A 25,466-nucleotide genomic window follows, 5' to 3' on the forward strand; every position below is an offset into this window, starting at 1 on the left:
GGGAACGTCCGCAATCTTTAGCGGCGGCGAGTGACCCGGCTCATGCCCAGCAGGCCGCCGAGCAGCAGTAGCAGGGTGCCGGGCTCGGGGACCTGAGCCGAGACGCAGTCAGCGCTGCCGTCGCAGGTCTGGATCGCGGTCTGGGTTACCTGGATGGTACCGCCGTTGGTGAAGGTCAGACCGGTGACGAAGGCATTGGGATCGTCCGGATCAAGGGCAGCCCCGATCTCGATTCCGTCGATCATAAACCGCGAAACCCCGTTGGGGTCGATCGACAGGAAGTTGAACTGCTCGCCAACGCCGATCACGTCGGCAAACACAAAGCTGGTGCCATCCCAGTAGTAGAGGTTGTATTGGCCGTCACCGTAGGTGTTCGGGATCACCACGGTGGCGAAGTTGGAACCGTTAGCCTCGTAGGTGTAACCGGTTGCGACGAAGGGATCGAAGAAGATCGGCAGGGTCGGGTCGATACCAAAGCCGGTATCGCCGACATCGACGACAAAATCAAACCCTGGTGTGGGTCCGTCCGGATCCGGCAGGATTGGGTCATCGGCACTGATGCCGCCTTCATCCAGCATCAAGCCCTGCAGGTTGCCGACAAAAATACCGGTATCCAGTGCGGTGTCACTGGTATCCGACACGGCGATCTTGATGGTATGGGTGTCGCGTGAGCTATCCAGCAGCCCGAGCAGGTTTAGCGGCCGGCTGACTCCGTCATACTCGATCGCCAACGGCGAGTCGCTCGGAGTCAGGGTGCCGTCGTTGTGGATATTGTTGTCGAAAAAGTTACCGCCGCCGACGGCATCACTGGTAACGGTCAACAGTCCGCCATCGGCAAAGCCTGCGTAGTTCACCCCGTCCACAAAGACGGCAGCGATCTCCGGAAAGGAGTCGACATATTCCGGAAACTCTTCGGAACCGAAGATAAAGTCCAGGCTGATCGCATTAACGCCGCTATCGACGGTAAAGTCGAATGACAGCACGGTGGCATCCGAACTGAATTCGTTGATCCCTTGGCTGGCCAGCAGCTGATCCAAGCCTGAATCCCCCATACCGCTTGCCTGACCGGTGAAGCCGGATTCAGTGTTCATTTCGGCCGGGGCTGCGTTACCACTGGTCAGCAAGATACCGTCAGGAAGACTGAATTCGACCCCATCGATGGTGCCGAAATTTAGATCCTGGAAGAAGGAGGCGGAACCGTAGCTGGGCGCGACGGGTAGCGGCTCGACGACAAATTCGCCATCAAACTCGCCATCAAAACCGCCGGCATTGTCGAAGTTGCCCTGAAACTGAGAGGAGCCACCGACGATACTGATCCCGCTATCCGGCCTGACCAAGGCGTCGGCAAGCTCCGAGCCATCACCGAGAAATCCAGCCGGGTCGAGGTCGTTATATTGTTGGAAGACGACAGCTTGAGCACTGCTGCTAAGCAGAGTCATCAGGATACCAGCCTGGGCCAACTGTGTCGTTCGAAGCATTCTTTTGCTCATATGGATAGATCCCTCTATTTTCAAACAATTAGACGGTTTGCTGCTGTGCAATAATTAGGCCTTGATGGATTAAATCTTAATTATCAAGTGCTTATATAAGGCGCAGTAAGAGGGTCGGTTTTTTTCTGTAAAATTTGCCGACAAAACAATGGCTTGAGGGTGGGGGTTGGCTGTTTAAGGAAACTGGGGGTACCCGCAGGTTAGCAATTTAGAGGTATTGGTTACTGGATGGGTGCAGGCCGGGTGGCCGCCGATCAGGGGGCGGGCCTAAGCTCGTCGGGGGCTTAGGCAAAGCGATTACCACAGCATCCGTTTCAGGGTGCTGTCACGATCTACAAACTGGTGCTTCAAGGCTGCCGCCACGTGTAGTGCAACCAGACCGAGGGTGCCGTAGGCCAGCCATTCGTGAATCAGCGTCGACAGATCACGGGCGTCGTCGCTGATGGTGAACAGTGCCGGAAGCTCGAACAGGTCGAACAGGTTGATGCCATCGCCGGCGGACGTGGAGATCAGATACCCGGAAGCGGGGATCACCACCATTAGAGCCAACAACAGGTAGTGCACAGCACCGGCTGCCCAGAGCTGCCAAGGGGGAAGCGGGGCGGGTGGTGCGGGCTGACGATTGAGTAAATACCAGACCACCTTCAGGCCGCCAAGAAACAGCGCCAGGACACCGAACGCTTTGTGGTATTCCAGAGAACCGTGGTAGTTGGGGTCGTAGTAACTCAGATCGACCATGTACCAACCCAGCCATATCAGACCGAGGATGTGGGCCGCGACCAGCCAGTGAAGAAGCCGCGTTACCCAGCCGAATTGGTTAGCGCTGTTTTTCCAGCCCATGGTCGATCCTTGTTAACTCAACAAACGTCTTGATATCGCTTACTTGCGGATACCTTCAACATTCAGCTCCAGCTTAATGACTTCAGCGGCCGGCCCCAGGTTCTTGTCGATACCGAATTCGGAACGCTTGAGGTCATAGGTGCCCGTGAAACCGGCGCGATAACCGCCCCAGGGGTCTTTGCCTTCCCCGACTTTGGTCACTTCAAAGCTGATCGGCTTGGTGACCCCGTGCAGAGTCAGATCACCGTTCAGCATCTTGCCGTCAAAGCCGGTGCTCTTGAAGGTGGCGGTCGGGTATTTCTTTACATCAAGGAAGTCGTCACTACGCAGATGCTTGTCGCGTTCAGCGTGATTACTGTCGACACTGGCGGTGTTGATGGTGATATCGATCATGGCATTGCTGGGTTTGTCGGCATCCCAGCTGAAGTTACCACTGATATCGTTAAAACGTCCCTGGAGCCAGCTAACTCCAAGGTGACCGGTTTTAAAGTTGATAAAGCTGTGAGTCGGATCCAGTTCATAGTCAGCGGCTTGTGCCAAACCGGCGCTTGCTGTCAGTGCGGCTGCAATCAGGATTTTCTTCATGTTTTCTTCCCTGGTTGGTTGTAGGGCTGGCTTTCGGATTTCAAGTTTAGTTCAGCAACCTAAAGGGTGCTGAGTCTCGGAGTGTGAGCGATAGGGAATTAAAAGGTTCCAATCTTTACAAACCTTGACACTTCGATGGCAAAAGAGCCGGACCCGGTTTCTTCCCAACAGCTCCCTTGAGTGTTGGCGTTGTCCAGTCTGGGCCTCGGAAGTAGGGCCAGTTTTACGAATTCAAACCTGAAGATAAAGCATATCTGTGCAAGCCTTCTGTGCATCAGCGCACATAACATGGTGCGAAAGTTTTCCCTATGGCTTGATGGTATCTGCTTGGTGACCCTGTTGATGACTAGGGCAGGGAGCCAGTTACAACGCGACCGGTAAGCGGATCAGGGAATTGCTGTAGTGAAGCAACTGGCTGCCGCAGCGCTGATCCCACCGGCTAGCACTTTCGACAATCTGAAGGTCGTTGGGTGGGGGCTGGTCAAACCCGAAAATCAGGCAGTTGTGTTTGTTTTCCAACGGCAATAGCAACAGATGTGGAAAGGCCTGGCGCAGCGGTAGCAGCCAGCGCAGCAACTGATCGTTATCGACGGGGAGAAGGTTGCAGACCAGGATGCCGCCCGGCGCCATCGCGTGTTTGAGCTGGCGGTAGAATTCGGCCTGATCCAAGCAGTCGGCATGGCCTTCGCCGATATGCAGGTCACAGAAAATCAGCTCGAAGCGTTGTCGGTTCTGTCTCAGGAAGGTCTCTGCGGTGGTGTTAAACAGCTCCAGATCGTCGGGGAGCTGGAACCAGCGTTGCGCCAGGTCGATGATCAGTCGGCTGGCTTCGACCGACGTGATTTGAAGGCTGGGTAGATAGTGTTGGAAGTAGCGCTCGAACGAACCGGCCCCGCAGCCCAGATTCAGTAGTCGGTTGGCCCCCGGTTTGAGAGCGGCAGCCAATACCATGGCCTCGGCGTAAGGGATTGTCAGCTGGTGGGGATGATCAAGGTCGATACAGGCCTGTATCGCATGCTGATCAAAGTGAAGCCAGCGTAATCGTTGCCATTGCCGAACCTGGATCGGTATGCCGAGGTCGCAACCGCTAAACAGCAACCGTCCCTGCTGGTGGTTGCTGATGGCATCCGAGGCGCTCACTTTAATGCGCTCAGGTTTAGCCGTTCTCGTCTAGATCACGGATATATTTGAACAGCTTGCGCGAACTGGCCGGTGGTTTGTTCTGGGCTGCTTCCTTGCGTGCGTTGCGCAGCAGCTGGCGCAGGTGCTGGCGATCGGCGTCGGGGTATTCGGCCATAAAGGGCGTGATCTGGGCATCATCATCGATCAGTTGATCGCGCCAGCGCTCAAGTTTATGGAAATGCTGGACATAGGCCTGGGTTCCCGCTTCCTGACGATCAAGGGCCTGCTGAATTTGCTCGGCATCGACGTCGCGCATCAGTTTGCCGATAAACTGCAGGTGTCGACGTTTAGCTTCGCGTTGCTTGATGCGCTTGGACTCTTCCAGTGCAGCCAGCAGTTTGTCGCTCAAGGGCAGCTTGGCCAGGAAGTCCGGCTTCTGGTCGATCAGCCTGGCGCCCAGCTTTTGCAGGGCTTCCATCTCCCGCTTGAGCTGGGTCTTGCTTTTGTAGTCGTCGTCAAACTGTTCGATATCGTCGAAGCTGTTGCTCATGCTGGCCTCTTTTCACTCGGTCGCCACAGTGGACAACCGGCGTTAACCGTCGTTGTCGCTTGGGAAGGTTTGGGTTTTGGCGGAATTATAGGTTATCGGTGAAGGGCTATTCGCCTTCACCAAAATAGTCGTTGATCAGGGCTTCGATGGCGTTCATGGCTTCGGTCTCGTCATCACCTTCGGTGGTGACGGTCAGAACGGTACCCTGAGAGGCGGCCAGCATCATCACCGACATGATGCTCTTGCCGTCGACTGCGCGGCCGTCGCGGATCAACTGGATACGACTGGAATAGTTGCTGGTAACACCGATCAGTTTTGCTGTTGCTCGGGCGTGCAGTCCCAACTTATTGATGATGGTTAACTGCTTTTCGATCATCCATTTACCCCGTTTGTGGAAGTTCCCGATGCTGAACCAGTACATTATGCATGGTTCGTTGGAAATGGCCAGCCAGACGCTCAGCCAGATAGACCGAACGGTGTTGGCCGCCGGTGCAGCCGATGCAAACCGTCAGGTAGCTGCGATTGTTGTGCTGGAACTCCGGCAGCCAGCGCTCGATATAGCGCGCGATGTCGGCCTGCATTTCGGCCACCATCGGCTGGCTGTCCAGATATTCGCTGACCGCCTGATCCCGTCCGGTATATTGCCGCAGCTGGGGGTCCCAATAGGGGTTGGGTAAACAGCGGGCGTCGAATACCAGATCGGCATCCATCGGTACCCCGTGTTTGAAACCAAACGATTGGAACAGCAGCGACAGTTCCTGGCTGGCTCTGCCAACCACTCTCACCTTGATCTGATCCCGCAGTTCGTAGAGGGTCAGGCGGGTGGTGTCGATGGTCAGGTCGGCCAGATCGGCGATCGGCTCCAGTAGCTGTTTTTCCAGCTCTATTGCCTGCTTCAGGCCTTTTTCGCCGTTAGACAGCGGGTGTCGGCGGCGGGTGGAGCTGAAGCGTTTCAGCAGCGTGGTCGGAGTGGCATCCAGGTAGAGGATGTCGCAGTCGATTCGATCTTTGATCTGCTGCTGGTAAATGCTCGGGAACTGTTCCAGCCCCCGAATGGTGTTGCGGGCGTCGATGCTGATGGCAACGCCGCTCTTATCTTCGATCGGATGCTGTTGCAGCTGCTCGGTCAGCGACGGCAACAGCCCCACCGGAAGGTTATCGATGCAGTAGAAGCCCAGGTCTTCGAGGGCTTGAAGGGCGGTGGACTTGCCCGATCCGGAGCGACCGCTGAGAATCACCAGTCGCATGGTTTGCTCCCGTTGGGAGGTTGGCGAGTTTCAACCGCGCCAGGCTGCATCAAATCTGCTCCATGTCGTAGTCGACCGCGGCTTTGTAGAGCTCATCGGCCGACTCGGTCAGGCGCAGGCGTTCACGGACATCGGCCTGGCTGAACATTTCCGCCAGGGCTGCCAGTATTTGAAGGTGAGCCTCGGTGGCTTCCTCCGGAACCAGCAGCACAAACAGCATATCGACAGCCTGGCCGTCGATCGCATCGAAATCGACCGCTTCCTGCAACCGAACCAGGGCACCGACGCTGTTGCGACAGTTTTCCAGTCGGCAGTGGGGGATAGCGATGCCTTCACCGATGCCGGTACTGCCAAGCCGTTCTCGGCCAATCAGTCCGCTGAAGATATCTTCGGCGTCCAGATCCGGAGTCTGTTCGGCGATCATCTCGCTGATCCGTTCCAGAACGCGCTTTTTGCTGTTACCGGGAACGCCGTGGAAGCAGCGTTCCCGTACCAGGGTTTCATGGATCAACATTAGGCCGGTCCAAGTGGTGGGTGAAAAAGCCTACTTGTGGCTTTGCAGTTTTTCTTTGTGCTTGATGACCTGGCGGTCGAGCTTGTCGATCAGGCCGTCAATAGCGGCGTACATGTCGGCATGTTCGTCCTTGGCGAACAGTTCTCCGCCGGAAACTTTGACGGTGGCTTCAGCTTCCTGGCGTTGGTTCTGGACCGTCAGGGTAACCTGAACGTTGGTAATGTGGTCGAAGTGACGCTCCAGCTTTTCGAATTTTTCGTTGACGTAGTCGCGGATGGCGTCGGTTAGATCGACATGATGACCAGTGATGTTCAGTTGCATTATCTGTCTCCTTAATGCGACTTATGAAAAAGATGCATTTACTAAGGGATTAGACCCTGTTTAATCGCATCATACCAGACGTTTCCTCTCATTTGACGGCGGTATCTGCAGCGCTTCGCGATATTTGGCGATGGTTCGGCGAGCGACCTTGATACCCTGCTCTTCGAGCAGAGCGGCGATCTTACTGTCGCTGAGAGGTTTGGCCGGATTTTCGGCCGCTACCAGCTTTTTGATGATCGCGCGGATCGCCGTGGAGGAACACTCGCCGCCGCTGACGGTACTGACGTGGCTGGAGAAAAAGTATTTCAGTTCAAAGATCCCGCGGGGGGTGTGCATATATTTCTGCGTGGTGACGCGCGAGATGGTGGACTCGTGCATCTCGACCGCTTCGGCGATATCGGCCAGCACCAGCGGTTTCATCGCTTCGTCGCCGTACTCGAGGAAGTCCTGCTGGTGTTCAACGATCTTACAGGCAACCTTGAGCAGAGTTTCATTGCGGCTTTGCAGGCTCTTGATAAACCAGCGCGCTTCCTGCAGATGGTTGCGCAGGTAAGCATTATCGGCGCTGTTGTCGGCACGTTTGACCAGGCCGGCGTAGTTGTCGTTGATCCGCACTTTGGGCATGGCATCGTTATTGAGACTGACGACCCAGGATCCGCGATCCTTCTTCACGCTGACATCGGGGATCACGTATTCCGGGTCACCGAAATCGATCAGGCTGCCGGGACGCGGCGTCAAGGATTGAATCAGCTGCACCACTTCGAGCAGATCCCCTTCCTTGAGTTTCATTCTGCGCATCAGTTGCTTGAAGTCGCGGTTGCCGAGTAGCGCCAGATGCTGGTTGACCAACTGGCGAGCCTGCTTCTGGCGGGTGCGTCCGAGCAGATCCTGGGCCTCGGGCAGTTGGTCGAGCTGGACCAGCAAGCACTCGCGCAGGTCTCGGGCTGCCACCCCGGGAGGGTCGAACTGCTGAATCCGGCGCAGTACCGCCTCGACCTCTTCGATCTCCGGCAGTTGCTCTTCATCGAGCTCCAGGGAATCCAGCTCCAGGCTGATCAGTACGTCTTCAACACTGACTTTGAGGTAGCCATCCGGCGCAACGCCGTCGATCAGCGCTTCGGCGATCAGACGGTCCAGGTCGCTCATCGGGGTCAGGTTCAGTTGCCACAGCAGGTGATCGTTGAGGGTTTCGTTGGACCGATCGGCCGATTCGAACTCCATGCCCTCAAAATCGTTGCTGCCGGCGCCGCTGCTCAGGGTGGCCGACTGATAGGTGTCGTCCCAGTTGCTGTCGGTCGCCAGCTCGACCGGGATATGTTCGTTCCACTCGTCGTGATTGAGTTCGGTCTGGTCCGGCGTGGGGGCTTCTTCGTTGCGGCCGGAGTCACTGCTGCCCGGTTCCGGGGCGGCTTCGTTTCCGGCATCGGCGGTCGGAGCTGATTCCTCCACGCTCTCGAGCATGGGGTTGGACTCGAGGGTCTCCTGAATCTCCTGCTGCAGGTCCAGCGTGGAAAGCTGCAACAGCCGGATCGCCTGCTGAAGTTGCGGCGTCATCGTCAGCTGTTGGCTGATTTTTAACTGAAGCGAGGGTTTCATTAAACGGTTATTGGCCTTAATCCGCGCCTAGAAATACCATCGGGCGACCAGGGTTGATAACTGCCCGTCTAACCGGGCATGTTTCTGGCATGATAAAAAAGCGATTGGCGGGTGACAACTGAAACTTACGGTCCGTTTTGACAGGGGTCACAGTTGGAACTGATCACCAAGATAGACCGCCTTAACCTGCTCATTGGCCAGAATCTCGTTCGGCGTGCCTTCGGCCAGCAGGTAGCCGTCGTTGACGATATAGGCGTGCTCGCAGATATCCAAGGTTTCACGCACATTGTGATCGGTGATCAGCACGCCGATACCGCGATCTTTCAAGTGCGTGACTATCTGCTTGATATCATTGACTGAAATCGGATCCACCCCGGCGAAGGGTTCATCCAGCAGAATAAACGCCGGATCGGTGGCCAGTGCCCGGGCGATCTCGACCCGGCGCCGCTCACCGCCGGACAGGCTCATGCCCAGGCTGTCACGGATATGCTGGATATTGAATTCGCTCAGCAACTGTTCCAGCGCCTGACGGCGCATCTCCTTGTCCAGGTCCTTACGGGTCTCAAGAATCGCCATCAGGTTATCGTGGACGCTCAGTTTGCGGAAAATGGAGGCTTCCTGGGGCAGATAACCAAGGCCTTTGCGGGCACGACCGTGCATCGGCAGACGGGTAATCTCTTCGCCGTCGATCAGCACCTCGCCATTATCCGAGGGTACCAGGCCGACGATCATGTAGAAGCAGGTGGTTTTTCCGGCACCGTTGGGGCCCAGTAAGCCAACAATCTGACCCTGTTCGATCGACATCGAAACGTCTTTGACCACCTGGCGGCGCTTGTAGCTCTTGGCCAGGTGGCGTGCTTCGAGTCGGCTCATTGAGCGTTGTCCTTTTTGCTGTTGTCCTTCTTGCCGCTGCGCGGTTGGATCACCATCTCAACCCGGCTGCTGGGCTTGTTTTCATCGCTGAAGGCGCGGATCACGTTGTTGTTGGTGTTGACCTTGATCTGCTGGCCGGTGAAGGTGTCGCTGGCGCGCACCAGCTTGGCTTGCTCGGTCAGGGTTAGCAGGTCCTTGAGGACCTCGAATTCGATGGTCAGACCGTAACCGTGGGTCAGCGGAGCGCCGGCTTGATGCTGTTGCTGGAAATGGGCCGGCTTACCAGTGGCGACGATACGATTGATATCGCCTTTATCGTTGGCGTAAAGGGTCAGCTTATCAGCTTCCAGTTCCAGCGTACCCTGAACCAGTTTAACGGCCCCGGTGTAGATGGCGGTACGCTTGCCGTCATCCAGTTCGGCACTGTCGGCGGCTATATTGATCGGTTGTTCCTTGTCTTCAGGCAGCGCCTGGGCAGCTGAGCTAGCCAGTAGTAATGCACCCAAAAAGATCGAGTTGAGCAGGTGGGGGCAGCGGCTAGTTCGTTTCATAAGTACCTCGCACAGCGTTGTGCAGCTTTATTTTGTCGTTGGCCAGATCTGCCGTCATGCCGATGCCGTGAGTCACACCGGTCGGTTGTCGAATTATGACCGGAGTTTCGGTTTCGACCAACTCCTTGTCCGGGGTGATTTTCAGCTCTGGGGCTTCGAGTCGGTAACGGCGGTCGATCATATTGAACACCAGCGCGTCTTCCCGTAGCCAGAAAATATCGTTGTTGGCTTCCAGTTCGCCGAATCTGGCCTTGGCGGTAATCGGATCTCGATTCTGACGATAAACGGTCATCAACGGCTGGTCGAGCAGGGTCACGCCGGTATCGGGTAGGTGACGCAACCGTTCGGCGCTGACCCGGTGGGTCAATCGGCCGCTCTGATCGAACTGTTTAACTCGGGCATTGGTGACATAGGCGTCCACTTCGCCGAGGTAGTCAGGCCGGGGTTCTACCCGACTGCGTTCAGGCTCCAGAAATCCCCAGATGGCCAGCACCAGTACACTGACGCTCAGGGATAGAAACAGCTTGAGCTTTCTGCGATTCACTCGAACTCCTGCAGGTCCGGCAGTTCGAGATAGGGTTCCAGTGCCTGATCCAGAGTTTGCTGGGCGCTCATCAGCAGGTCACACAGCTCCCGGACCGCCCCCTCACCGCCGCCCAGGTTGGCAATCCAGTCGGCGTAGCGTTTCACCACCGGGTTGGCGTTGGGAACGGCGCAACCAAGCCGGCAGGCGCGGATGGCAGGCAGGTCGGGCAGATCATCGCCCATGTAAGCGGTATCGGCGGGTTTGAAGCCGGTCTCGCGCCACAGCTCCTGCAGCGCGGTGAGTTTGTCTTCGCGTCCGGCGTAGAGGTGCTGGATGCCGAGATCGCGAATCCGGCGCGCCATGGCCGGGCTGTTGCGGCCGGTGATGACGGCGACCTGAACGCCGTTGGCCTGCAGCATCTTGATGCCGTGGCCGTCCAGGCTGTTGAAAACCTTCAGACGCTCGCCGTCTTCGCTGTAGTAGAGTCGGCCATCGGTCAGAACGCCATCGACGTCCAATGCCAGTAGCTTGATATCGCGGGCGCGCTTGAATACCTCGTCCATCTATAAAACTCCGGCTCGTAGCAGGTCGTGCATGTTTAAGGCGCCGACCGGGTGTTGTTGGTCATCGATCACGATCAGGCCGTTGATCTTCTTCTCTTCCATCAGGTGCAGCGCTTCGGCAGCCAGGCTATCCGGCGTGGTGGTCTGGGCCTGTCGCGTCATGACCTGGCTGATCGGGGTCTGTTTCAGGTCCAGCTGCAGATCCAGAGTCCGACGTAGGTCTCCGTCGGTAAAGACACCAACAAGCCGGTTTTGTTCATCCACCACGGCGCTCATTCCCAAGCCCTGGCGGCTGATCTCCAGCAGCGTATCACTCAGGCTGGTCTGCTGATCGACCACGGGCAGGCGCTCATCACTGTGCATCAGGTCTTTGACTTTCAGCAGCAGCTTGCGACCCAGCGCACCGCCGGGGTGGGAGAAGGCAAAGTCTTCGGCACTGAAACCGCGGGCTTCTAACAGCGCGATCGCCAGGGCATCGCCGATTGCCAGCGCGGCCGTGGTGCTGGAGGTGGGGGCCAATCCCAGCGGACAGGCTTCGGTTTTGACGCTGACATCCAGGTTGGCATCGGCGGCCTGAGACAGGGTCGATTCCGGCTTGCCGGTAATGCTGATCAGTGGGCTGCCGAGTCGCTTCAGCAGCGGTAGCAGGGTCACGACTTCCGCCGTGGTGCCGGAGTTGGACAGGGCGATCACCACATCATCACCGGTGATCATCCCCATGTCGCCGTGGCTGGCTTCACCCGGATGGACAAAGAACGACGGTGTGCCGGTGCTGGCCAGGGTGGCGGCGATCTTCTTGCCGATATGGCCGGATTTGCCCATGCCGGTGACGATCACCCGGCCGCTGCAGTTAAGCGCCAGTTCACAGGCGCGGCTGAAGTTCTGGTCCAGCTGCTGTTGCAGCGCCGCCACGGATTCGGCTTCGATCTGTAGGGTGCGGCGAGCGGATTGGATATAGGCGTCGGTTTGGCTCATGAATCAATACAAATGTTTGGGTGGCGGTACGGCATTCATCGGGGCGGGCGGTTAAGCCGAGGCCATATAATATAGCAGTCCGAGATAACCTGAATAGCCGGCTAACAGCATCGAGCCTTCGAGACGGTTGATCTTGCCGCGCTCAAGAATGTAGGCAAATGCCAGTAACGCCAAAGTAAATAGCATCATGGCGCCGTAATCACGCCAGAGCACCGTGGCTTCGAAGTCGATCGGCTGGATCAATCCCGGCAATGCCATCACCGCCAGTAGATTAAAGATGTTGGAGCCGACCACGTTGCCGATGGCGATATCGTGGTGTCCCTTCAGGGCACTGGCGATGGAGGCGGCCAATTCCGGTAGGCTGGTGCCGATAGCAACAATCGTCAGTCCGATCACCAGATCGCTAACGCCCATCGCTACCGCAATTTCGGTGGCGCCCCAAACCAACAGTCTTGAGCTACCGGCCAGCAGCACCAAGCCCAGTAGCAGCCAGAACAGTGCGGGTTTGATTGCCAGATCGGGGAGCTCTTCCTCTTCGTGCTCGACCTCTTCCGGGTCGGCGCTCTTCTGGAAGCGACTGAACAGATAAAGGGTTACCACCAACGCACTGATCAGCAGCAGGCTATCAACCAGCCCCAGGCGTTGGTCCATCAGAATCAGGCCGGCACCGATGGAGATGATCAGAAGCAGTGGTAGCTCTTTACGCATCAGACCGGTCTTAACCGGCAGCGGCGCGATCAGCGCTGTGGCGCCCAGGACCAGGCCAATGTTGGCGATATTAGAGCCCAGGGCGTTGCCGATTGCCAGGCCGCCAGCGCCGGTGTAAGCAGCGAAGCCGGAGACCAGCATCTCCGGTGCGGAGGTGCCCAGTGAGACCACGGTCAGGCCGATCAGCATCGGCGACATACCCAGGTTTTTTGCAGTGGCCGCAGCTCCCATCACAAAACGGTCGGCGCTCCAGATCAAAATAATAAAGCCGGCCAGCAGAGCAGCAACGGCAAATGCCATCTCGGACATCGTTAACCTCGAAATAGATGTTGCGTGGTTTTTCGATACCTGCGAACTAGACCCGGAGGGGAGTTTTATTGGTTTGTTTTTCGCAGAGTTGTTGGCTTTGTCGTTGTTTTATATAGCCTTTTTAACCTGATTGACGAGGTGCCAGGTTGTTGAGTCAGGGCAGTCTACATTCACATGCGGGCAGATGCTATAGTAGCGCCCCTGTTGTTCCCGGTCGGTGCCTCAAGGATGAAACTCGTTGCACCAAAAACTGTCTGTGTTGATTGGGCAGTCTAGGGACCCGCATTTTTAACCGCCGAAACCACCGGGTTATGGATCAATTAGACGACATCATTATCAATATCGACGGCCTGACGTTTACCCGTAATGGTCGCTACATCTTTAACGATGTTTCGATTCAGGTTCCCCGCGGCAAAGTGACCGCCATCATGGGGCCCAGTGGGACCGGTAAAACCACGCTACTGAAACTGATCGGGGGGCAGTTACGCCCCGATGCCGGCCAGATCGTGATTGACGGTCAGAATGTACCCACGCTGGGGCGAAAAGATCTGTTCGATCTGCGCGAAAGAATGGGGATGCTATTCCAGAGTGGCGCTTTGTTCACCGACATGAGCGTGTTCGAAAATGTGGCCTTTCCACTGCGGGTTCACACTGATCTGAATGATTCGATGATTCGTGATCTGGTGCTGATTAAACTCCAGTCGGTGGGTTTGCGTGGGGCGGCAGAATTGATGCCCAGCGAGCTCTCCGGGGGTATGGCGCGCCGGGTCGCGTTGGCACGAGCGATCGCGTTGGATCCCGACCTGATGATGTACGATGAGCCCTTTACTGGCCAGGATCCTATTGCGATGGGCGTGTTGGTCAAACTGATCAAGTCCCTCAACTCGGCGTTGGGTCATACCAGTATTGTGGTCTCCCATGACATCCAGGAAACCCTCAGCATCGCCGATTACATCTATCTGGTGGCCGATGCACAGGTGGTCGCCCACGGGACACCAGAATCACTGCTGGCCGAGGAGTTGCCGAAAGTGAAGCAATTTATGCAGGGACTGCCCGATGGGCCGGTGCCTTTCCATTATCCGGCCGACGACTATCTGCCCAGCTTGATGCACCCGGAGGGTCGGCGATGATCGAGATGATCGCCTCGCTGGGGCGCAATACCTTGGCCCGATTGGAAGCGCTGGGGCGTTCCGGCCTGTTTCTATTCCATTCGATCGTGGCAATGCCTCGCTTTCGCAGCGGTTTCCCATTGCTGGTCAAACAGCTCTATTCGGTCGGCGTGCTGTCGCTGATTATCATCATCGTCTCCGGTCTGTTTATCGGCATGGTGCTGAGTCTGCAGGGTTACACCATCCTGGTGGATTACGGTTCCGAGCAGGCGGTGGGGCAGATGGTGGCGCTGAGTCTGGTACGGGAGCTGTCACCGGTGGTCACGGCGCTACTGTTCGCTGGTCGGGCCGGTTCGGCGCTGACCGCCGAGATCGGTTTGATGAAAGCCACCGAACAACTGGCCAGCATGGAGATGATCGGCGTCGACCCACTGCGCCGGATCGTGGCGCCGCGCTTCTGGGCCGGCTTTATCTCGTTGCCGATCCTGTCGATGATCTTCAGTGTGGTCGGCGTCTGGGGCGGCCTGCTGGTCGGGGTCGACTGGCTGGGCGTTTATGAAGGCTCGTTCTGGGCCAACATGCAGGCATCGGTCGACTTTGGCGAAGATGTCCTGAACGGCATCATCAAGGCGATTGTGTTTGGTTTTGTGGTGACCTGGATCGCGGTGTTCCAGGGCTATGACTGTATTCCGACATCCGAAGGGATCAGTCATGCGACCACCAAGACTGTGGTTTATTCTTCGTTGGCGGTACTGGGACTCGACTTCCTGCTGACCGCACTTATGTTTGGAGATCTGTGATCATGCGGATTCGTACCCTGGAGTTAGGGGTTGGTGCTTTTATGCTGGCGGGATTGCTGGCGTTGGCGGTGTTGGTGGTGAATATCAGTGGTCTGAGCCTGTCGGCCCCGACGCAGAGCTATACCCTTTACGCGCTGTTTGAGAATGCCGGTGGTCTGACGGTTCGCTCCAAAGTGGCGATGTCCGGGGTCACCATCGGTCAGGTCACCGCGATCGAGATCGATCAGGAAGCGCTGATGGCCCGGGTTGAGATGAAGATCAACAGCGATGTCGATTACCTGAGCTATGACAGCTCCGCCGCGATTCTGACCGCGGGTCTATTGGGTGAGAAATATATCGGTATCACCGTCGGTGGTGATGAAGAGATGCTGACCGAAGGCGATTACATCGACGACACCCAGTCGTCGTTGGTTCTCGAAGAGCTGATCGGCAAGTTCCTGTTTAACAAGGTCAACGAAGAGTAACCCTCGGGTTGCTTTCGAGGCTCTTTCAACCGAGGAATCGTGATGTCGGTACAGTTGGCACAGCAGCAGTCGGGACAGTGGCAGGTGGTCGGTGTCGTTGATTTCAGTACGGCCAATCGACTGCGTCAGGCCGGTATCGAAGCGATCGAGCAGGCTCGGTCGCAGCAAAATGGTCAGGCTGAACCGCAGTGCCTGTTTGATTTCAGTGGAGTGGTATCGGCCAATACCGTGGCCCTGTCGCTGCTACTGAGCTGGCGTCGTAACGGTGAGCGGCGCGGAGTTGAGGTCAGCTTCTGCAATCTGCCGACCGAGTTACATGCCATCGCCGAATTCAGCGATCTGCAAAGATTGGTGAACGGCGCCTGAGCTTAGCTGCATGGCAGCCTGATTCCGTTTGGCCAGGCTGCTCTCCTGATTGAGCGTTTCTTGCTACCTCTTAGCGATCAGCGATGCTTCAGTAGTATCGGCCAGTCATTAGCGTCGGTCAGCATTTCCCGCATATCAAATCCCTGTCGATGAATGCCATGGCAGCGGGCGCAGGCCTGTACGGCCAGGGTGCCGAGCTGACGACCCTGCTCTTTCAGGGTACCGCCGTTCAAGCTCTGTTCGAGCTTGGCCAGGGTTTCGTTGATGGCCGGGCTGGGATAGGGCTTGCGATCGGTTTTATGGCAATCCAGGCAGGTCTCTCCCAGTTGTTCCATACCGAGCTTGAGTTGTTTGACTGAGGCCAGGGCTTCATCGGGGCGCTGGTCGACGCTGGCGATCTTGATCGCGTTAACCTGGCGAATCAGTTGCTGCATCTGTTTCGAAGAGTGTTGACCGTCGGTCAGGGTGACATCGCTAAAGTCCGGTGCCCGATAAAGTAGGGCGGTTTGGACCCGGAAATCGTCGTGACAGCTGTTACAGCTCTGCTGAAGTCGATCCAGAGGCTCGTTGATTTGGTTGAACTGTTGCGCCGCGACGGCCTGTTGCAACGCTTCCAGCGCGGCCAGGTCCAGTTTCTTCTGCCACTGCGGCACCATCTCGCCGATCTTCAGATAATGCTGCTCCAGTTTTTGACTCCAGTCACTCAGTAGTGTCGCGTCCCCCCGGTCGGCGTAGTCGGCCACGGCCTGCATTTCTCGACGCAGATTGAACATGGTGTGTAGCCAGACTTGGCGTTTGTTGTCGGGTTTGTACCACTGAGCTAGTTCTTCGGGCGGCTTCTTGAGGATGATCAGCCGGTCTTGGTGCAGATAGCCGATCGCGACCACGACGGCGATCAATAGCAGTTGCAGCAGAAAAAAATGGCGCCAGCGCATAGCAGCTCCTGAAGATTCTGGGTTGTGTCTCAACACCGACCGGAGTCGGGCAGCGAGCGGCAGGTTACCAGTCTCCGGGGATGGGTGGAATCCCCGGAGATTGACAGAGGCGGGTTTGGTTGAGTGGGTCGTTAGATTTGGCTTGCCGAGCCGATTTTATCCGCCAGGCTGACCACCGAGCCGACAATGATCAGCGACGGTGATTTGAACTGGTGCTCGTCCTTGAGTTGGGCGATGTTGTCCAGTTGGCCGACCAGCAGACGCTGCTCCGGACGGGTAGCCTTGTAGACCAGCGCGACCGGGGTGTCAGACGGCATGCCATGGGCCTGCAGTTGCTTGGCGATAATCGGCAGTGCGGTCAGGCCCATGTAGAACACCAGGGTCTGGTGTGGTTGTGCTAGACCATTCCATTCTAGGTTGAGCTGGTCGGTCTTCAGGTGTCCGGTGACGAAGGTGACCGACTGAGCGTGATCGCGGTGGGTTAACGGGATGCCGCAGTAGGTGGAGCTACCGGAGGCCGCCGTGATGCCGGGGATGACCTGGAAACGGACACCCTCCTGCAACAACTCTTCAACTTCTTCTCCGCCGCGACCGAAGATGAATGGATCGCCGCCCTTGAGGCGTACTACGCGTTTGCCTTGGCGTGACAGTTTCACCAGCAGCTGGTTGATCTGTTCCTGCGGCAGGGTGTGATTGCCCATGGTCTTGCCGACATTGATCATCTCGGCGTCACGGCGGGTCAGCTTCATGATCTCATCGGAGACCAAACGGTCGTAAACCACCACGTCGGCTTGCTGGATGATACGCAGCGCCTTGACGGTCAGCAGGTCGGGATCGCCGGGGCCGGAACCAACCAGATACACCGTGCCGCTGGTGGGTTTTTTGGCCGCGTAATCCTCAAGCGCCTGCTTGACCAGCTGATCGGCCTGGGTATCGCCAGCGCGGATCTGTTCGGGCAGGTCGGCATCGAGCAGCGCTTCCCAAAACTGCAGTCGCTCGGCTGCGGACGGGACGATCTGCTTGACCGGGTCGCGATGGCGAGCCATCAGTTCGGCCAGACGATCCAGTGAACCGGGCAGGCAGGTCTCGATCCGACGGCGCACATAGTGGGCCAGAATCGGCGAATTACCTTGGCTGCCGATCGCCACGGTGATCGGTGAACGATCGACCACGGCGGAGAAGAAGAAACTGCATAGCGACGGCTGATCGACCACATTGGTCGGCAGGTTCAATGCCCGGGCCTGTTCAGCGATCTGCGCGGCTTCGTCGGTCGCAATATCGGCGATCACCACCAGATCGTGCTGCTTGAGCAGCTCGGGAAAATAGCCCTGGCTTTGATGGTTGAGACCGGCTTCTTCGATCAATTGGCAAAGCTCGTCGCAGGGGGCCTGCGCGGCGATGGTGATGGTGAATTTGGCCTGATTCAACAAGCGGGCCTTGGCGGTTGCCTGCGATCCTCCCCCCACAATCAATGCGCGAGCCTGTTGTGAGCGTAGAAAGAGTGGAAACGTCTCCAAGATATGACCCCTTTCAGGTTGTCATGGGAACACAGCGGTTGGGGTAAACCTGATACCTGCCCCGGTCGGTGTGTCAGCTTGGAAGGCAGTGTAATCCCTCACCTGGGAGGGGGAATTGTCCTATGTCAAGGCGATAGATTGGTCAACCCGTATTCTGATCAGCAACGATCGCAGGCGGTATGGATGCGCTCAGAACTACGCACCGATTCGGCTCGTAGCTTGTAGTTAAACACCCAGTTGGGCTCCTCCGTCGCTTGCTTGTTTTGGTTTGTTTATTTGGTAGATGGTTTGCTAACTATTTGTACCGAATGGAGTTTTTAGATGGGCGATAAGATGGGTACAGGCCGTCGCTGGTTGGGGATTGCTGCACTTTTGCTGGCGGCTCCGGTCATGGCAGAGCCGTCCGATTCACGCCAGCAATCGCTGGCTTATATGCTCAAGCACGACTGTGGTTCCTGCCATGGGATGACCCTCAAAGGGGGGTTGGGTCCTTCGTTGTTGCCGGAGCTGCTGCAGCAAAAAGGCCACACCATCGATAGCCTCAGTCTGATTATTCGGCACGGGGTGCCGGATACGGCGATGCCGCCCTGGGGGCCGATTCTGGCCGACGAAGATATCCGCTGGATTTCCGATCAATTGTTGAAGGGTGCGAACTGAGTTCGGGCCCGGACGAGTGATCATTGCTAGGAAACATTTCATGCTACGACGTCAACTGCTGAAATCTGTTATCGCTGCTGCCGCACTGGGACTGGCCGGTTGTGCCAATCTCACCAGTGAGCCGGCCGCACAGGAACACTGGCTGCCGACCGGTGATCTGGGAATTATCATCGAACGCGCCGATGGTCGGGTGGCGCTGGTCAACACCAGCAGCCGCGAAAAACTGGCCGAGATCGACGGCCTGGGTGATCTGTCCCACGCCTCGGCGGTATACAGCCGCGATGAGCGTTACGCCTATGTGTTTGGCCGCGATGGCGGCTTGAGCAAGGTTGATCTGATCGGTCGCTCGGTGGTGAGTCGGGTGATGCAGTCCGGTAACAGTATCGGTGGTGCGATCTCGCAAGACGGCTCGCTGGTAGCCGTTTCCAACTACGAGCCGGGCGGTGTCCGCATCTTTAACAGCGATACCCTGGAGATGGTGCTGGATCTGCCCGCCGTCGGTAGTGACGGTCAGGCCTCCAAAACCGTTGGTCTGGTCGATGCCCCAGGACACAAGTTTGTCTTCAGCCTGTTCGACTCCGGCGAGATCTGGGTGGTGGACTTCAGCCAGGCCAAAGCCAATGGTGGTCAGCCGCAAATCACCAAGTTCGATAACGCCGGCAAACAGCCCTACGATGCGCTGATCACCCCGGACGGGCGCTACTACATCGCTGGCCTGTTCGGTGAAGATGGTCTGGCGCTACTGGATCTGTGGCACCTGGAAGAGGGGGTCAAGCATATCCTGCCGAACTACGGTAGGGGTGAGAAGCGGCTGCCTGTCTACAAGATGCCCCATCTGGAAGGCTGGGCGATCGCCGGTAACAAGGCCTTTATGCCGGCGGTGGGTCGCCACGAAGTCCTGGTGGTCGACATGAATACCTGGACCGAAATCGAGCGGATTCCGGTTCACAGCCAGCCGGTATTCGTAATGTCGAGCCCCGACAGTCGCCAGATCTGGGTCAACTTCGCGTTCCCGGAAAACCGCCACCTTCAGGTGTTCAATACCGATACCCATCAGATGCTGACCCACATGGAACCCGGGGAAGGGGTGCTGCATATGGAGTTCACGCCGCGCGGCGAAGAGGTCTGGGTGTCGGTTCGTAATGAGAACGAGGTGCAGGTTTTCGATACCGCCAGCTTTGAACAGCGGGCCTCGGTACCGGTGGCTAGCCCCAGCGGCATCTTCTTTACCAATCGGGCTCACAAGATCGGTCTTTGATCGGTCGAGAACAGGCAGGGGAAACGATTGTGGCGGCAGAAATTATCGAGTTGAACGAGCAGGAGCGTCAGTTGCTGAACCAGTATCAGCATGAACTGCCACTGTGCCCCAACCCTTACGCGGAGATGGCGGCTTCCTGTGGTATGACCGAGAAAGAGGTGATTGAGAAGCTGCGCTATTGGGATGAGAAGGGTGTCCTGAGTCGTGTCGGTGCGGTGATCAATCACCAACGTCTGGGAGCCAGCACCCTGGCGGCGTTGGCGGTACCGGAAGACCAGCTTGAGGCGGTTGCCGATTTGGTCAGCGGTTACCCGGAAGTGAATCACAACTACAAGCGTGAACATCGGTTCAACCTCTGGTTTGTGTTGGCCGCGCCCGATCAGCAGCAACTCGACGATGTGCTGGAAGATATCGAAGCGCGTACCCAGCTGCCGTTGTTGAATCTGCCGATGCTCAAAGCACATCATCTGGATCTGGGGTTTGCACTCTAATGGACGGATTGACTGATCAGGTTGTCGTCAGCGACAACCCCGAAATTGAACAGCTGTTGGAACTGTTGCAGGAAGGGTTGCCGTTGGTTGAGCGCCCCTACGCCGAACTGGGGGAAGCCCTGGGGTGGAGCGAAGGTCGCGTTATCGAGACCATGGCGGCACTGGCCGAATCCGACCGGGTCCGGCGGATGGGGATCGTGGTCAAGCACCATGCCCTGGGGTTTCGTGCCAATGCGATGGTGGTCTGGGATATTCCGGACGATCAGGTCGATGCGGTGGCCGAGCAACTGGCGGCCCAGAATGCCGTTACCCTCTGTTACCAGCGCCCTCGTCGGCTGCCGGATTGGCCCTATAATCTGTTCTGCATGATCCATGGCCGTCAGCGTGACCAGGTGATGGAGAAATTGGAGGAGCTGGTCGAGACGCTGGGTCTTCAGCAGATTCCTCACGAGCCGCTGTTTAGCACCCGTTGTTTCAAACAGTGCGGTGGACGTTATCTCAAGCGGGGTCGACCGATGGTGTCGATGCCCAGCGCCCATGCAGCCGCTGCGGCGATCTAGGTTTTTTCTATGAGTGGTTCCAGCAATACCAATCGGGCCGCCGACGCGGCCGCGCTGTCGGCCGAGGCCGACCTGTCGAGTCTGGATGCGATCGACCGGCAGCTGATCAACGACTACCAAAGCGGCTTTCCGCTGTGCGCCGATCCCTATGCCGAGATCGGTGCCCGTCTCGGCATCGAGGCCGAAGAGGTGCTTCGCCGGATCGAAGTGCTGCTCGACAGCGGTTTTCTGAGCCGGTTTGGTCCCTTGTTCGATATCGAGGCGATGGGGGGAGAATTCACCCTGACCGCGATGGAAGTGCCGCTCGAGCGCTACGATGAAGTCACCGAAATCGTCAACAGCTTCGACGAAGTGGCCCACAATTACGAGCGCGAACATCAGCTCAACATGTGGTTCGTGCTGGCTTGCGAAAGCCGTGAGCACACCGAAGAGGTGCTGGAACAGTTACACAAGGCCAGCGGCATCAAGCCTTATCCGTTCCCGAAATTGCAGGAATTCTTTATCGGCCTGAGGTTTGACGTATGAGCCTTAACGAGAAAAAACCACCCCAGCAAGACGCCGATCAAAGCTTGGATCCAATCGATCGTCGTCTGGTCGAGTTGACCCAGAAGGGACTGCCGCTCGATCTGCACCCATACCGTACCGTGGCCCAACAGCTGGCGCTGGAAGAGGCTGAGGTAATCGATCGTCTGCAGCGTTTGATGGATCGCGGTGTGGTGCGCCGGATCGGCCTGGTGCCGAATCACTACAAACTCGGCTACCGCTACAACGCCATGACGGTCTGGGATGTGCCGGACGAGAAGATCACCGAACTGGGTGAGCAGGTGGGTGCACTGCCGTTTGTCAGTCACAGTTATGAGCGTCCGCGGGCATTGCCACTGTGGCCTTACAACCTGTTCGCGATGGTCCACGGCCGTAGCGAAGCTGAGGTCGAGGAGAAGGTGGCTCAGCTCAAACAACTGCTGGAGGCCGACTGCCGCCAGCACCAACGGCTCTACAGCCGTCGTATCCTGAAAAAGACCGGGATGCGGATCAAACAACGCAGCAATAATTCAACTGCCAAAGATTCAACAGCCAAATAAGCCGCGCCCAACCCTTCATGGGTAGTAGGCGCCGCCGTGGTCCACTCCACTGGAGTGAGGTCCACCAAGGAGATAGCACATGTTCCGACTGACTCAATATGTACGCGAGCTGGTCCACCCGGGTTCCCAACGCAAGCCGGGAACACCGCCCGGCCCGGTCGTGATCTGGAATCTGATCCGACGCTGCAACCTGCTGTGCAAGCACTGTTACTCGATCTCCGCCGACACCGATTTCAAGGGTGAGTTGAGCACCGAAGAGGTGTTTACGGTACTGGATGATCTGAGGAAATTCCGTGTTCCGGCGCTGATTCTATCCGGCGGCGAGCCGCTGATGCGCCCTGACATTTATGAGATCGGTGCCCGCTGTAAGGAGCTGGGCATCTATACCGGTCTGTCGACCAACGGCACCCTGATCGACGAAGAGGTGATCGAGAAGCTCAAAGAGGTCGGCTTCGATTATGTCGGTATCAGTCTCGATGGCCTGGAGGAGACCCACGACGAGTTCCGCCAGAAGAAGGGCGCCTTTGCCGCGTCGTTTCGGGCGGTCGAGCTCTGTCATGAGGCCGGTATCAAGGTCGGGCTGCGCTTTACCCTGACCCAGGATAACGCCCACGAGTTGCCGGCCTTGCTGGATATCAGCAAGGAATACGATATCGAGAAGTTCTACCTGTCGCACCTGAACTATGCCGGTCGCGGAAACAAGAACCGTGAGGACGATGCGTTCCACCGTACCACCCGTGACGCGCTGGACCTGCTGCTCAAAGAAGCGCTGCAGGATGTCAAAGAGGGACGGGACCGGGAATTCGTCACCGGCAACAACGATGCCGATGGCGTCTACCTCTACAAATGGGCGCAGAAGGAGTTCCCGGATCAGGCCGAGCATATCCGTGAATACCTCGAAGCCTGGGGCGGCAACGCGTCCGGCCTCTATATCGCCAACATCGACAACCTGGGGACCGTGCATCCGGATACCTTCTGGTGGAACTACGACCTGGGCAATGTCCGCGACAAGCCGTTCTCCGAGATCTGGAGTCAGACCGAGGATCCGCTGATGGTGGGTTTCCGTCAGCAGCCGCGTCCGGTCAAGGGTCGCTGCGGTGAGTGTGAGTTCCTGAAAATCTGCGGCGGCAACACCCGGGTGCGCTCTTATCAGCTGACCGGCGGTGATCCCTGGGCGGAAGATCCGGCCTGTTACCTGACCGACGAAGAGATCGGCTACGACGGTGGTGTCGAGCGTCTGAAGGTGATGCCCTATGTTCATGCGGACCGGGTGAAAAAGGTGCGTACCGTTGACCCACGCGGAGAAAACGTCTGATGGGGAGTTCCGTTAAAGCTGTGGCCAGCCGCTTGAGCGTGGCCTTGTTGGGCGCAGCGGCGCTGTCGGTTGCCAGCGTACCTGCGGTGGCCGACGATGTTGCCGCGCTGTACCAGGATAAGTGTGCCAGCTGTCATGGTGCCGATCGATTCGGTCTGATGGGACCGGCGTTGCTGCCGCAGAATCTGAAGCGATTGCGTAAGAACAAAGCAGCCAAGGTGATCGCCAATGGCCGTGCCGCTACCCAGATGCCGGCCTTTGCCGAGCAGCTGAATGAGGCGCAGATCCAGTCGCTGGTGGACTATGTTTACACGCCGCTGGCCGAGGTGCCCGAGTGGGGCATGGAGCAGATGCTGGCCAGCCGTATCGTCAATCATGAACCCGGTTCATTGCCGGACGAGCCGGTTTTCGAGGCGGATCTGATGAACCTGTTCCTGGTGGTCGAGATCGGGGATCACCATGTGACTCTGCTCAACGGCGATACCTTCGAGCCGATCCATCGCTTCAAGACCCGTTTCGCGCTGCACGGCGGTCCCAAATACTCTCCCGACGGGCGCTATGTCTATATCACTTCCCGCGACGGTTGGATCAGCAAGTTCGATATCTACAACCTGAAGGTTGTTGCAGAGATCCGGGCCGGGATTAACAGCCGCAACCTGGCGGTTTCGTCCGATGGTCGATATGCCATGGTGGCTAACTACCTACCCCATAACCTGGTGGTGCTCGATACCGAAACGATGAAGCCGCTGAAGGTGATCGAGACGATCGGTAAGAATGATGAAGGTGTCGAGATCAGCTCCAGGGTCAGTGCGGTCTATAACGCGCCGCCACGGCAAAGCTTTATCGCCGCCTTGAAGGACATTAAGGAGGTCTGGGAGATCAGCTACGCGGATGAGCCGTCGGAGGATTTTGCCGGCTGGATTCATGACTACAAGAATGAGAAAGCCGCCAATAAACCGCATGAAGACTTCCCGACCCGTAAGATCCCCACCCGGGTGTTCTTGGATGACTTTTTCTTCAACCAGCAGTATGACCTGCTATTCGGGGCTTCCCGAGACGGTGAGGCGCTGGTTATGTCGATGGATGCGCGCCGTGAATATACCCAGTTGGAGCTGAGTGGTATGCCTCACCTGGGCTCTGGGATCACTTGGGACTACCAGGGCCGACCCGTGATGGCGACACCGAATATTAAGGAAGGGCTGGTTAGCATTGTTGATATGGAGAGCTTCGAAACGATCAAGATGATCGAGACCGAAGGCCCCGGCTTCTTTATGCGTAGCCACGAGAACTCGCCTTACGCCTGGGTGGACGTGTTCTTTGGCCCCAATAAGGACAAGGTCCATATTATCGACAAATCGACGTTGGAGATCGTCAAGACGTTGAAGCCGTCGCCGGGCAAGACCGCTGCGCACGTCGAGTTCACCAAAGATGGTAAGTATGCCTTGCTGAGTATCTGGGATATGGACGGTGAGCTGATTATCTACGACGCCAAAACGTTCGAAGAGATCAAGCGGCTGCCGATGGTGAAGCCCTCGGGTAAATATAATGTCTGGAACAAGACCCGATATTCATCAGGGACCAGTCATTAAGCCAATCAAGAATAGAGAATCAACCTCTTTTCTTTCTCAAATAACGGCTCCGTAAGGGGCCGTTTTCTTTTGGGCGACAGAGTGCATATCGAGAGTGAAAGGCGAAATTTCTTAGAAATGATAAAAACTTGTACTCTTTTGGAAAAATAAAACCAATCTGTGCTCTAAAAAAAGTGGCTTAATTAGCTGTCGCTAAATTTAAATAATTTTTTTGCTGATATTAAGTCTCTGCGTGTTAACTGCCTGTTTTTATTGAAAAATCTTTAAGTTAATTATTGATAAAAATCAGCTTTTCTGATGTGGATGGCCAACTTGACAAGGATCAAGTCAGTAAAGTTCCTAGGGGTTTACTATTTTTTCCAGCTCATCAGATAAGTGCCTCTTTCATAAGTGGTTATGACCCAGGAAAAGGACGACTCGCCGATGGGCTCAGAATTCTTGTTGTTAAGGGTTTCTAAAAAGACACTAAGTCGTTAATGAGGTCACCAACTTATGAAACGAGCTACTCTAGGACTCTCTACTCTGGCACTGGCAATGGGCCTGAGCGCGGGTG

The 25,466-nt window shown here is 56.9% G+C and carries 30 protein-coding genes; 12 read left to right on the forward strand and 18 right to left on the reverse strand.

Features of this window, described 5'->3' with window-relative positions:
* Window positions 1-17: 17 nt before the first annotated feature.
* From ACO05M_RS06990 to ACO05M_RS07065, 16 genes are all read right to left on the reverse strand, one after another.
* A complete protein-coding gene (locus tag ACO05M_RS06990; protein WP_421869378.1) occupies window positions 18-1,478 on the reverse strand; it encodes a choice-of-anchor L domain-containing protein in 1,461 nt (486 codons plus the stop codon).
* Between the two features lie 309 nt (window positions 1,479-1,787).
* Complete coding sequence (locus ACO05M_RS06995; RefSeq protein WP_421869380.1) at window positions 1,788-2,330, reverse strand: cytochrome b; 543 nt, start codon at window positions 2,328-2,330, stop codon at window positions 1,788-1,790.
* A gap of 39 nt (window positions 2,331-2,369) precedes the next feature.
* Entirely contained in the window at window positions 2,370-2,915 is a 546-nt protein-coding gene (locus tag ACO05M_RS07000; RefSeq protein ID WP_421869383.1) for a YceI family protein, read from the reverse strand.
* A 363-nt stretch (window positions 2,916-3,278) separates the two neighbouring features.
* On the reverse strand, window positions 3,279-4,055 hold the full coding sequence (locus ACO05M_RS07005) for a spermidine synthase (protein ID WP_421869386.1): 777 nt from the start codon (window positions 4,053-4,055) through the stop codon (window positions 3,279-3,281).
* Between the two features lie 16 nt (window positions 4,056-4,071).
* Window positions 4,072-4,587: a ribosome biogenesis factor YjgA gene (gene yjgA / locus ACO05M_RS07010; protein ID WP_421869389.1), complete on the reverse strand. Its 516-nt coding sequence runs from the start codon at window positions 4,585-4,587 to the stop codon at window positions 4,072-4,074.
* A gap of 106 nt (window positions 4,588-4,693) precedes the next feature.
* Window positions 4,694-4,963: an HPr family phosphocarrier protein gene (locus ACO05M_RS07015; RefSeq protein ID WP_421869393.1), complete on the reverse strand. Its 270-nt coding sequence runs from the start codon at window positions 4,961-4,963 to the stop codon at window positions 4,694-4,696.
* A 4-nt stretch (window positions 4,964-4,967) separates the two neighbouring features.
* On the reverse strand, window positions 4,968-5,834 hold the full coding sequence (rapZ, locus tag ACO05M_RS07020) for an RNase adapter RapZ (RefSeq protein ID WP_421869396.1): 867 nt from the start codon (window positions 5,832-5,834) through the stop codon (window positions 4,968-4,970).
* A 49-nt stretch (window positions 5,835-5,883) separates the two neighbouring features.
* The gene (gene ptsN / locus ACO05M_RS07025; protein WP_421869399.1) at window positions 5,884-6,348 is read right to left on the reverse strand and encodes a PTS IIA-like nitrogen regulatory protein PtsN; all 465 of its coding nucleotides are present in this window, start codon (window positions 6,346-6,348) and stop codon (window positions 5,884-5,886) included.
* A gap of 30 nt (window positions 6,349-6,378) precedes the next feature.
* Window positions 6,379-6,669, reverse strand: coding sequence for a ribosome hibernation-promoting factor, HPF/YfiA family (hpf, locus tag ACO05M_RS07030; protein WP_114696126.1), 291 nt, complete (start codon window positions 6,667-6,669; stop codon window positions 6,379-6,381).
* Between the two features lie 69 nt (window positions 6,670-6,738).
* Window positions 6,739-8,265 carry an RNA polymerase factor sigma-54 gene (locus ACO05M_RS07035; RefSeq protein WP_421869402.1) on the reverse strand — a complete coding sequence of 509 codons (1,527 nt, stop codon included), beginning with the start codon at window positions 8,263-8,265 and terminating at the stop codon, window positions 6,739-6,741.
* 147 nt (window positions 8,266-8,412) lie between these two features.
* Window positions 8,413-9,138: an LPS export ABC transporter ATP-binding protein gene (gene lptB, locus ACO05M_RS07040; protein ID WP_421869405.1), complete on the reverse strand. Its 726-nt coding sequence runs from the start codon at window positions 9,136-9,138 to the stop codon at window positions 8,413-8,415.
* Window positions 9,135-9,689, reverse strand: a complete 555-nt coding sequence (gene lptA / locus ACO05M_RS07045; RefSeq protein WP_421869407.1) for a lipopolysaccharide transport periplasmic protein LptA — start codon at window positions 9,687-9,689, stop codon at window positions 9,135-9,137. Before lptA ends, lptB begins: the two co-directional genes overlap by 4 nt.
* A complete protein-coding gene (lptC, locus tag ACO05M_RS07050) occupies window positions 9,676-10,233 on the reverse strand; it encodes an LPS export ABC transporter periplasmic protein LptC (protein WP_421869410.1) in 558 nt (185 codons plus the stop codon). The genes lptA and lptC overlap by 14 nt, the downstream gene beginning before the upstream one ends.
* On the reverse strand, window positions 10,230-10,778 hold the full coding sequence (locus ACO05M_RS07055) for a KdsC family phosphatase (protein ID WP_421869413.1): 549 nt from the start codon (window positions 10,776-10,778) through the stop codon (window positions 10,230-10,232). Before ACO05M_RS07055 ends, lptC begins: the two co-directional genes overlap by 4 nt.
* The gene (locus ACO05M_RS07060; protein ID WP_421869416.1) at window positions 10,779-11,753 is read right to left on the reverse strand and encodes a KpsF/GutQ family sugar-phosphate isomerase; all 975 of its coding nucleotides are present in this window, start codon (window positions 11,751-11,753) and stop codon (window positions 10,779-10,781) included.
* A 51-nt stretch (window positions 11,754-11,804) separates the two neighbouring features.
* Window positions 11,805-12,770, reverse strand: a complete 966-nt coding sequence (locus tag ACO05M_RS07065; RefSeq protein WP_421869420.1) for a calcium/sodium antiporter — start codon at window positions 12,768-12,770, stop codon at window positions 11,805-11,807.
* 311 nt (window positions 12,771-13,081) lie between these two features.
* Between ACO05M_RS07065 and ACO05M_RS07070 the strand changes: the two genes are divergently transcribed.
* The 4 genes from ACO05M_RS07070 to ACO05M_RS07085 are packed head-to-tail and all read left to right on the forward strand — an operon-like array spanning window position 13,082 to window position 15,509.
* The gene (locus ACO05M_RS07070; RefSeq protein WP_421869423.1) at window positions 13,082-13,900 is read left to right on the forward strand and encodes an ATP-binding cassette domain-containing protein; all 819 of its coding nucleotides are present in this window, start codon (window positions 13,082-13,084) and stop codon (window positions 13,898-13,900) included.
* Entirely contained in the window at window positions 13,897-14,679 is a 783-nt protein-coding gene (gene mlaE / locus ACO05M_RS07075) for a lipid asymmetry maintenance ABC transporter permease subunit MlaE (RefSeq protein ID WP_421869426.1), read from the forward strand. The genes ACO05M_RS07070 and mlaE overlap by 4 nt, the downstream gene beginning before the upstream one ends.
* A gap of 2 nt (window positions 14,680-14,681) precedes the next feature.
* Window positions 14,682-15,143, forward strand: coding sequence for an outer membrane lipid asymmetry maintenance protein MlaD (gene mlaD / locus ACO05M_RS07080; protein WP_421869430.1), 462 nt, complete (start codon window positions 14,682-14,684; stop codon window positions 15,141-15,143).
* Window positions 15,144-15,185: 42 nt separating this feature from the next.
* Window positions 15,186-15,509: an STAS domain-containing protein gene (locus ACO05M_RS07085; RefSeq protein WP_421869433.1), complete on the forward strand. Its 324-nt coding sequence runs from the start codon at window positions 15,186-15,188 to the stop codon at window positions 15,507-15,509.
* Window positions 15,510-15,586: 77 nt separating this feature from the next.
* Here the strand turns inward: ACO05M_RS07085 and ACO05M_RS07090 are convergent, their stop codons facing one another.
* Together ACO05M_RS07090 and cysG are read right to left on the reverse strand one after the other, a co-directional pair.
* Window positions 15,587-16,444 (reverse strand): hypothetical protein, encoded by an 858-nt coding sequence (locus tag ACO05M_RS07090; RefSeq protein ID WP_421869436.1) that lies wholly within the window; start codon window positions 16,442-16,444, stop codon window positions 15,587-15,589.
* A 131-nt stretch (window positions 16,445-16,575) separates the two neighbouring features.
* A complete protein-coding gene (cysG, locus tag ACO05M_RS07095; protein WP_421869439.1) occupies window positions 16,576-17,961 on the reverse strand; it encodes a siroheme synthase CysG in 1,386 nt (461 codons plus the stop codon).
* 321 nt (window positions 17,962-18,282) lie between these two features.
* Between cysG and ACO05M_RS07100 the strand changes: the two genes are divergently transcribed.
* The 8 genes from ACO05M_RS07100 to ACO05M_RS07135 all read left to right on the forward strand — a co-directional run bounded on the left by ACO05M_RS07100 (window position 18,283) and on the right by ACO05M_RS07135 (window position 24,913).
* Complete coding sequence (locus ACO05M_RS07100; protein ID WP_421869442.1) at window positions 18,283-18,618, forward strand: c-type cytochrome; 336 nt, start codon at window positions 18,283-18,285, stop codon at window positions 18,616-18,618.
* A 40-nt stretch (window positions 18,619-18,658) separates the two neighbouring features.
* Window positions 18,659-19,876 carry a cytochrome D1 domain-containing protein gene (locus ACO05M_RS07105; protein WP_421869446.1) on the forward strand — a complete coding sequence of 406 codons (1,218 nt, stop codon included), beginning with the start codon at window positions 18,659-18,661 and terminating at the stop codon, window positions 19,874-19,876.
* A 29-nt stretch (window positions 19,877-19,905) separates the two neighbouring features.
* A complete protein-coding gene (locus tag ACO05M_RS07110) occupies window positions 19,906-20,367 on the forward strand; it encodes an Lrp/AsnC family transcriptional regulator (RefSeq protein WP_421869449.1) in 462 nt (153 codons plus the stop codon).
* Window positions 20,367-20,927 carry an AsnC family protein gene (locus ACO05M_RS07115; RefSeq protein WP_421869452.1) on the forward strand — a complete coding sequence of 187 codons (561 nt, stop codon included), beginning with the start codon at window positions 20,367-20,369 and terminating at the stop codon, window positions 20,925-20,927. The genes ACO05M_RS07110 and ACO05M_RS07115 overlap by 1 nt, the downstream gene beginning before the upstream one ends.
* Before the next feature lie 9 nt (window positions 20,928-20,936).
* Window positions 20,937-21,452: an Lrp/AsnC family transcriptional regulator gene (locus ACO05M_RS07120; protein WP_421869455.1), complete on the forward strand. Its 516-nt coding sequence runs from the start codon at window positions 20,937-20,939 to the stop codon at window positions 21,450-21,452.
* The gene (locus tag ACO05M_RS07125) at window positions 21,449-22,009 is read left to right on the forward strand and encodes an Lrp/AsnC family transcriptional regulator (protein WP_421869459.1); all 561 of its coding nucleotides are present in this window, start codon (window positions 21,449-21,451) and stop codon (window positions 22,007-22,009) included. The genes ACO05M_RS07120 and ACO05M_RS07125 overlap by 4 nt, the downstream gene beginning before the upstream one ends.
* 79 nt (window positions 22,010-22,088) lie before the next feature.
* Complete coding sequence (gene nirJ, locus ACO05M_RS07130; protein WP_421869462.1) at window positions 22,089-23,324, forward strand: heme d1 biosynthesis radical SAM protein NirJ; 1,236 nt, start codon at window positions 22,089-22,091, stop codon at window positions 23,322-23,324.
* Window positions 23,324-24,913, forward strand: a complete 1,590-nt coding sequence (locus ACO05M_RS07135; protein WP_421869464.1) for a cytochrome D1 domain-containing protein — start codon at window positions 23,324-23,326, stop codon at window positions 24,911-24,913. The genes nirJ and ACO05M_RS07135 overlap by 1 nt, the downstream gene beginning before the upstream one ends.
* The last annotated feature ends 553 nt before the right edge of the window (window positions 24,914-25,466 follow it).

The sequence above is a fragment of the Motiliproteus sp. genome (genome assembly GCF_965230735.1).
Classification (GTDB): Bacteria; Pseudomonadota; Gammaproteobacteria; order Pseudomonadales; family Balneatricaceae; genus Motiliproteus.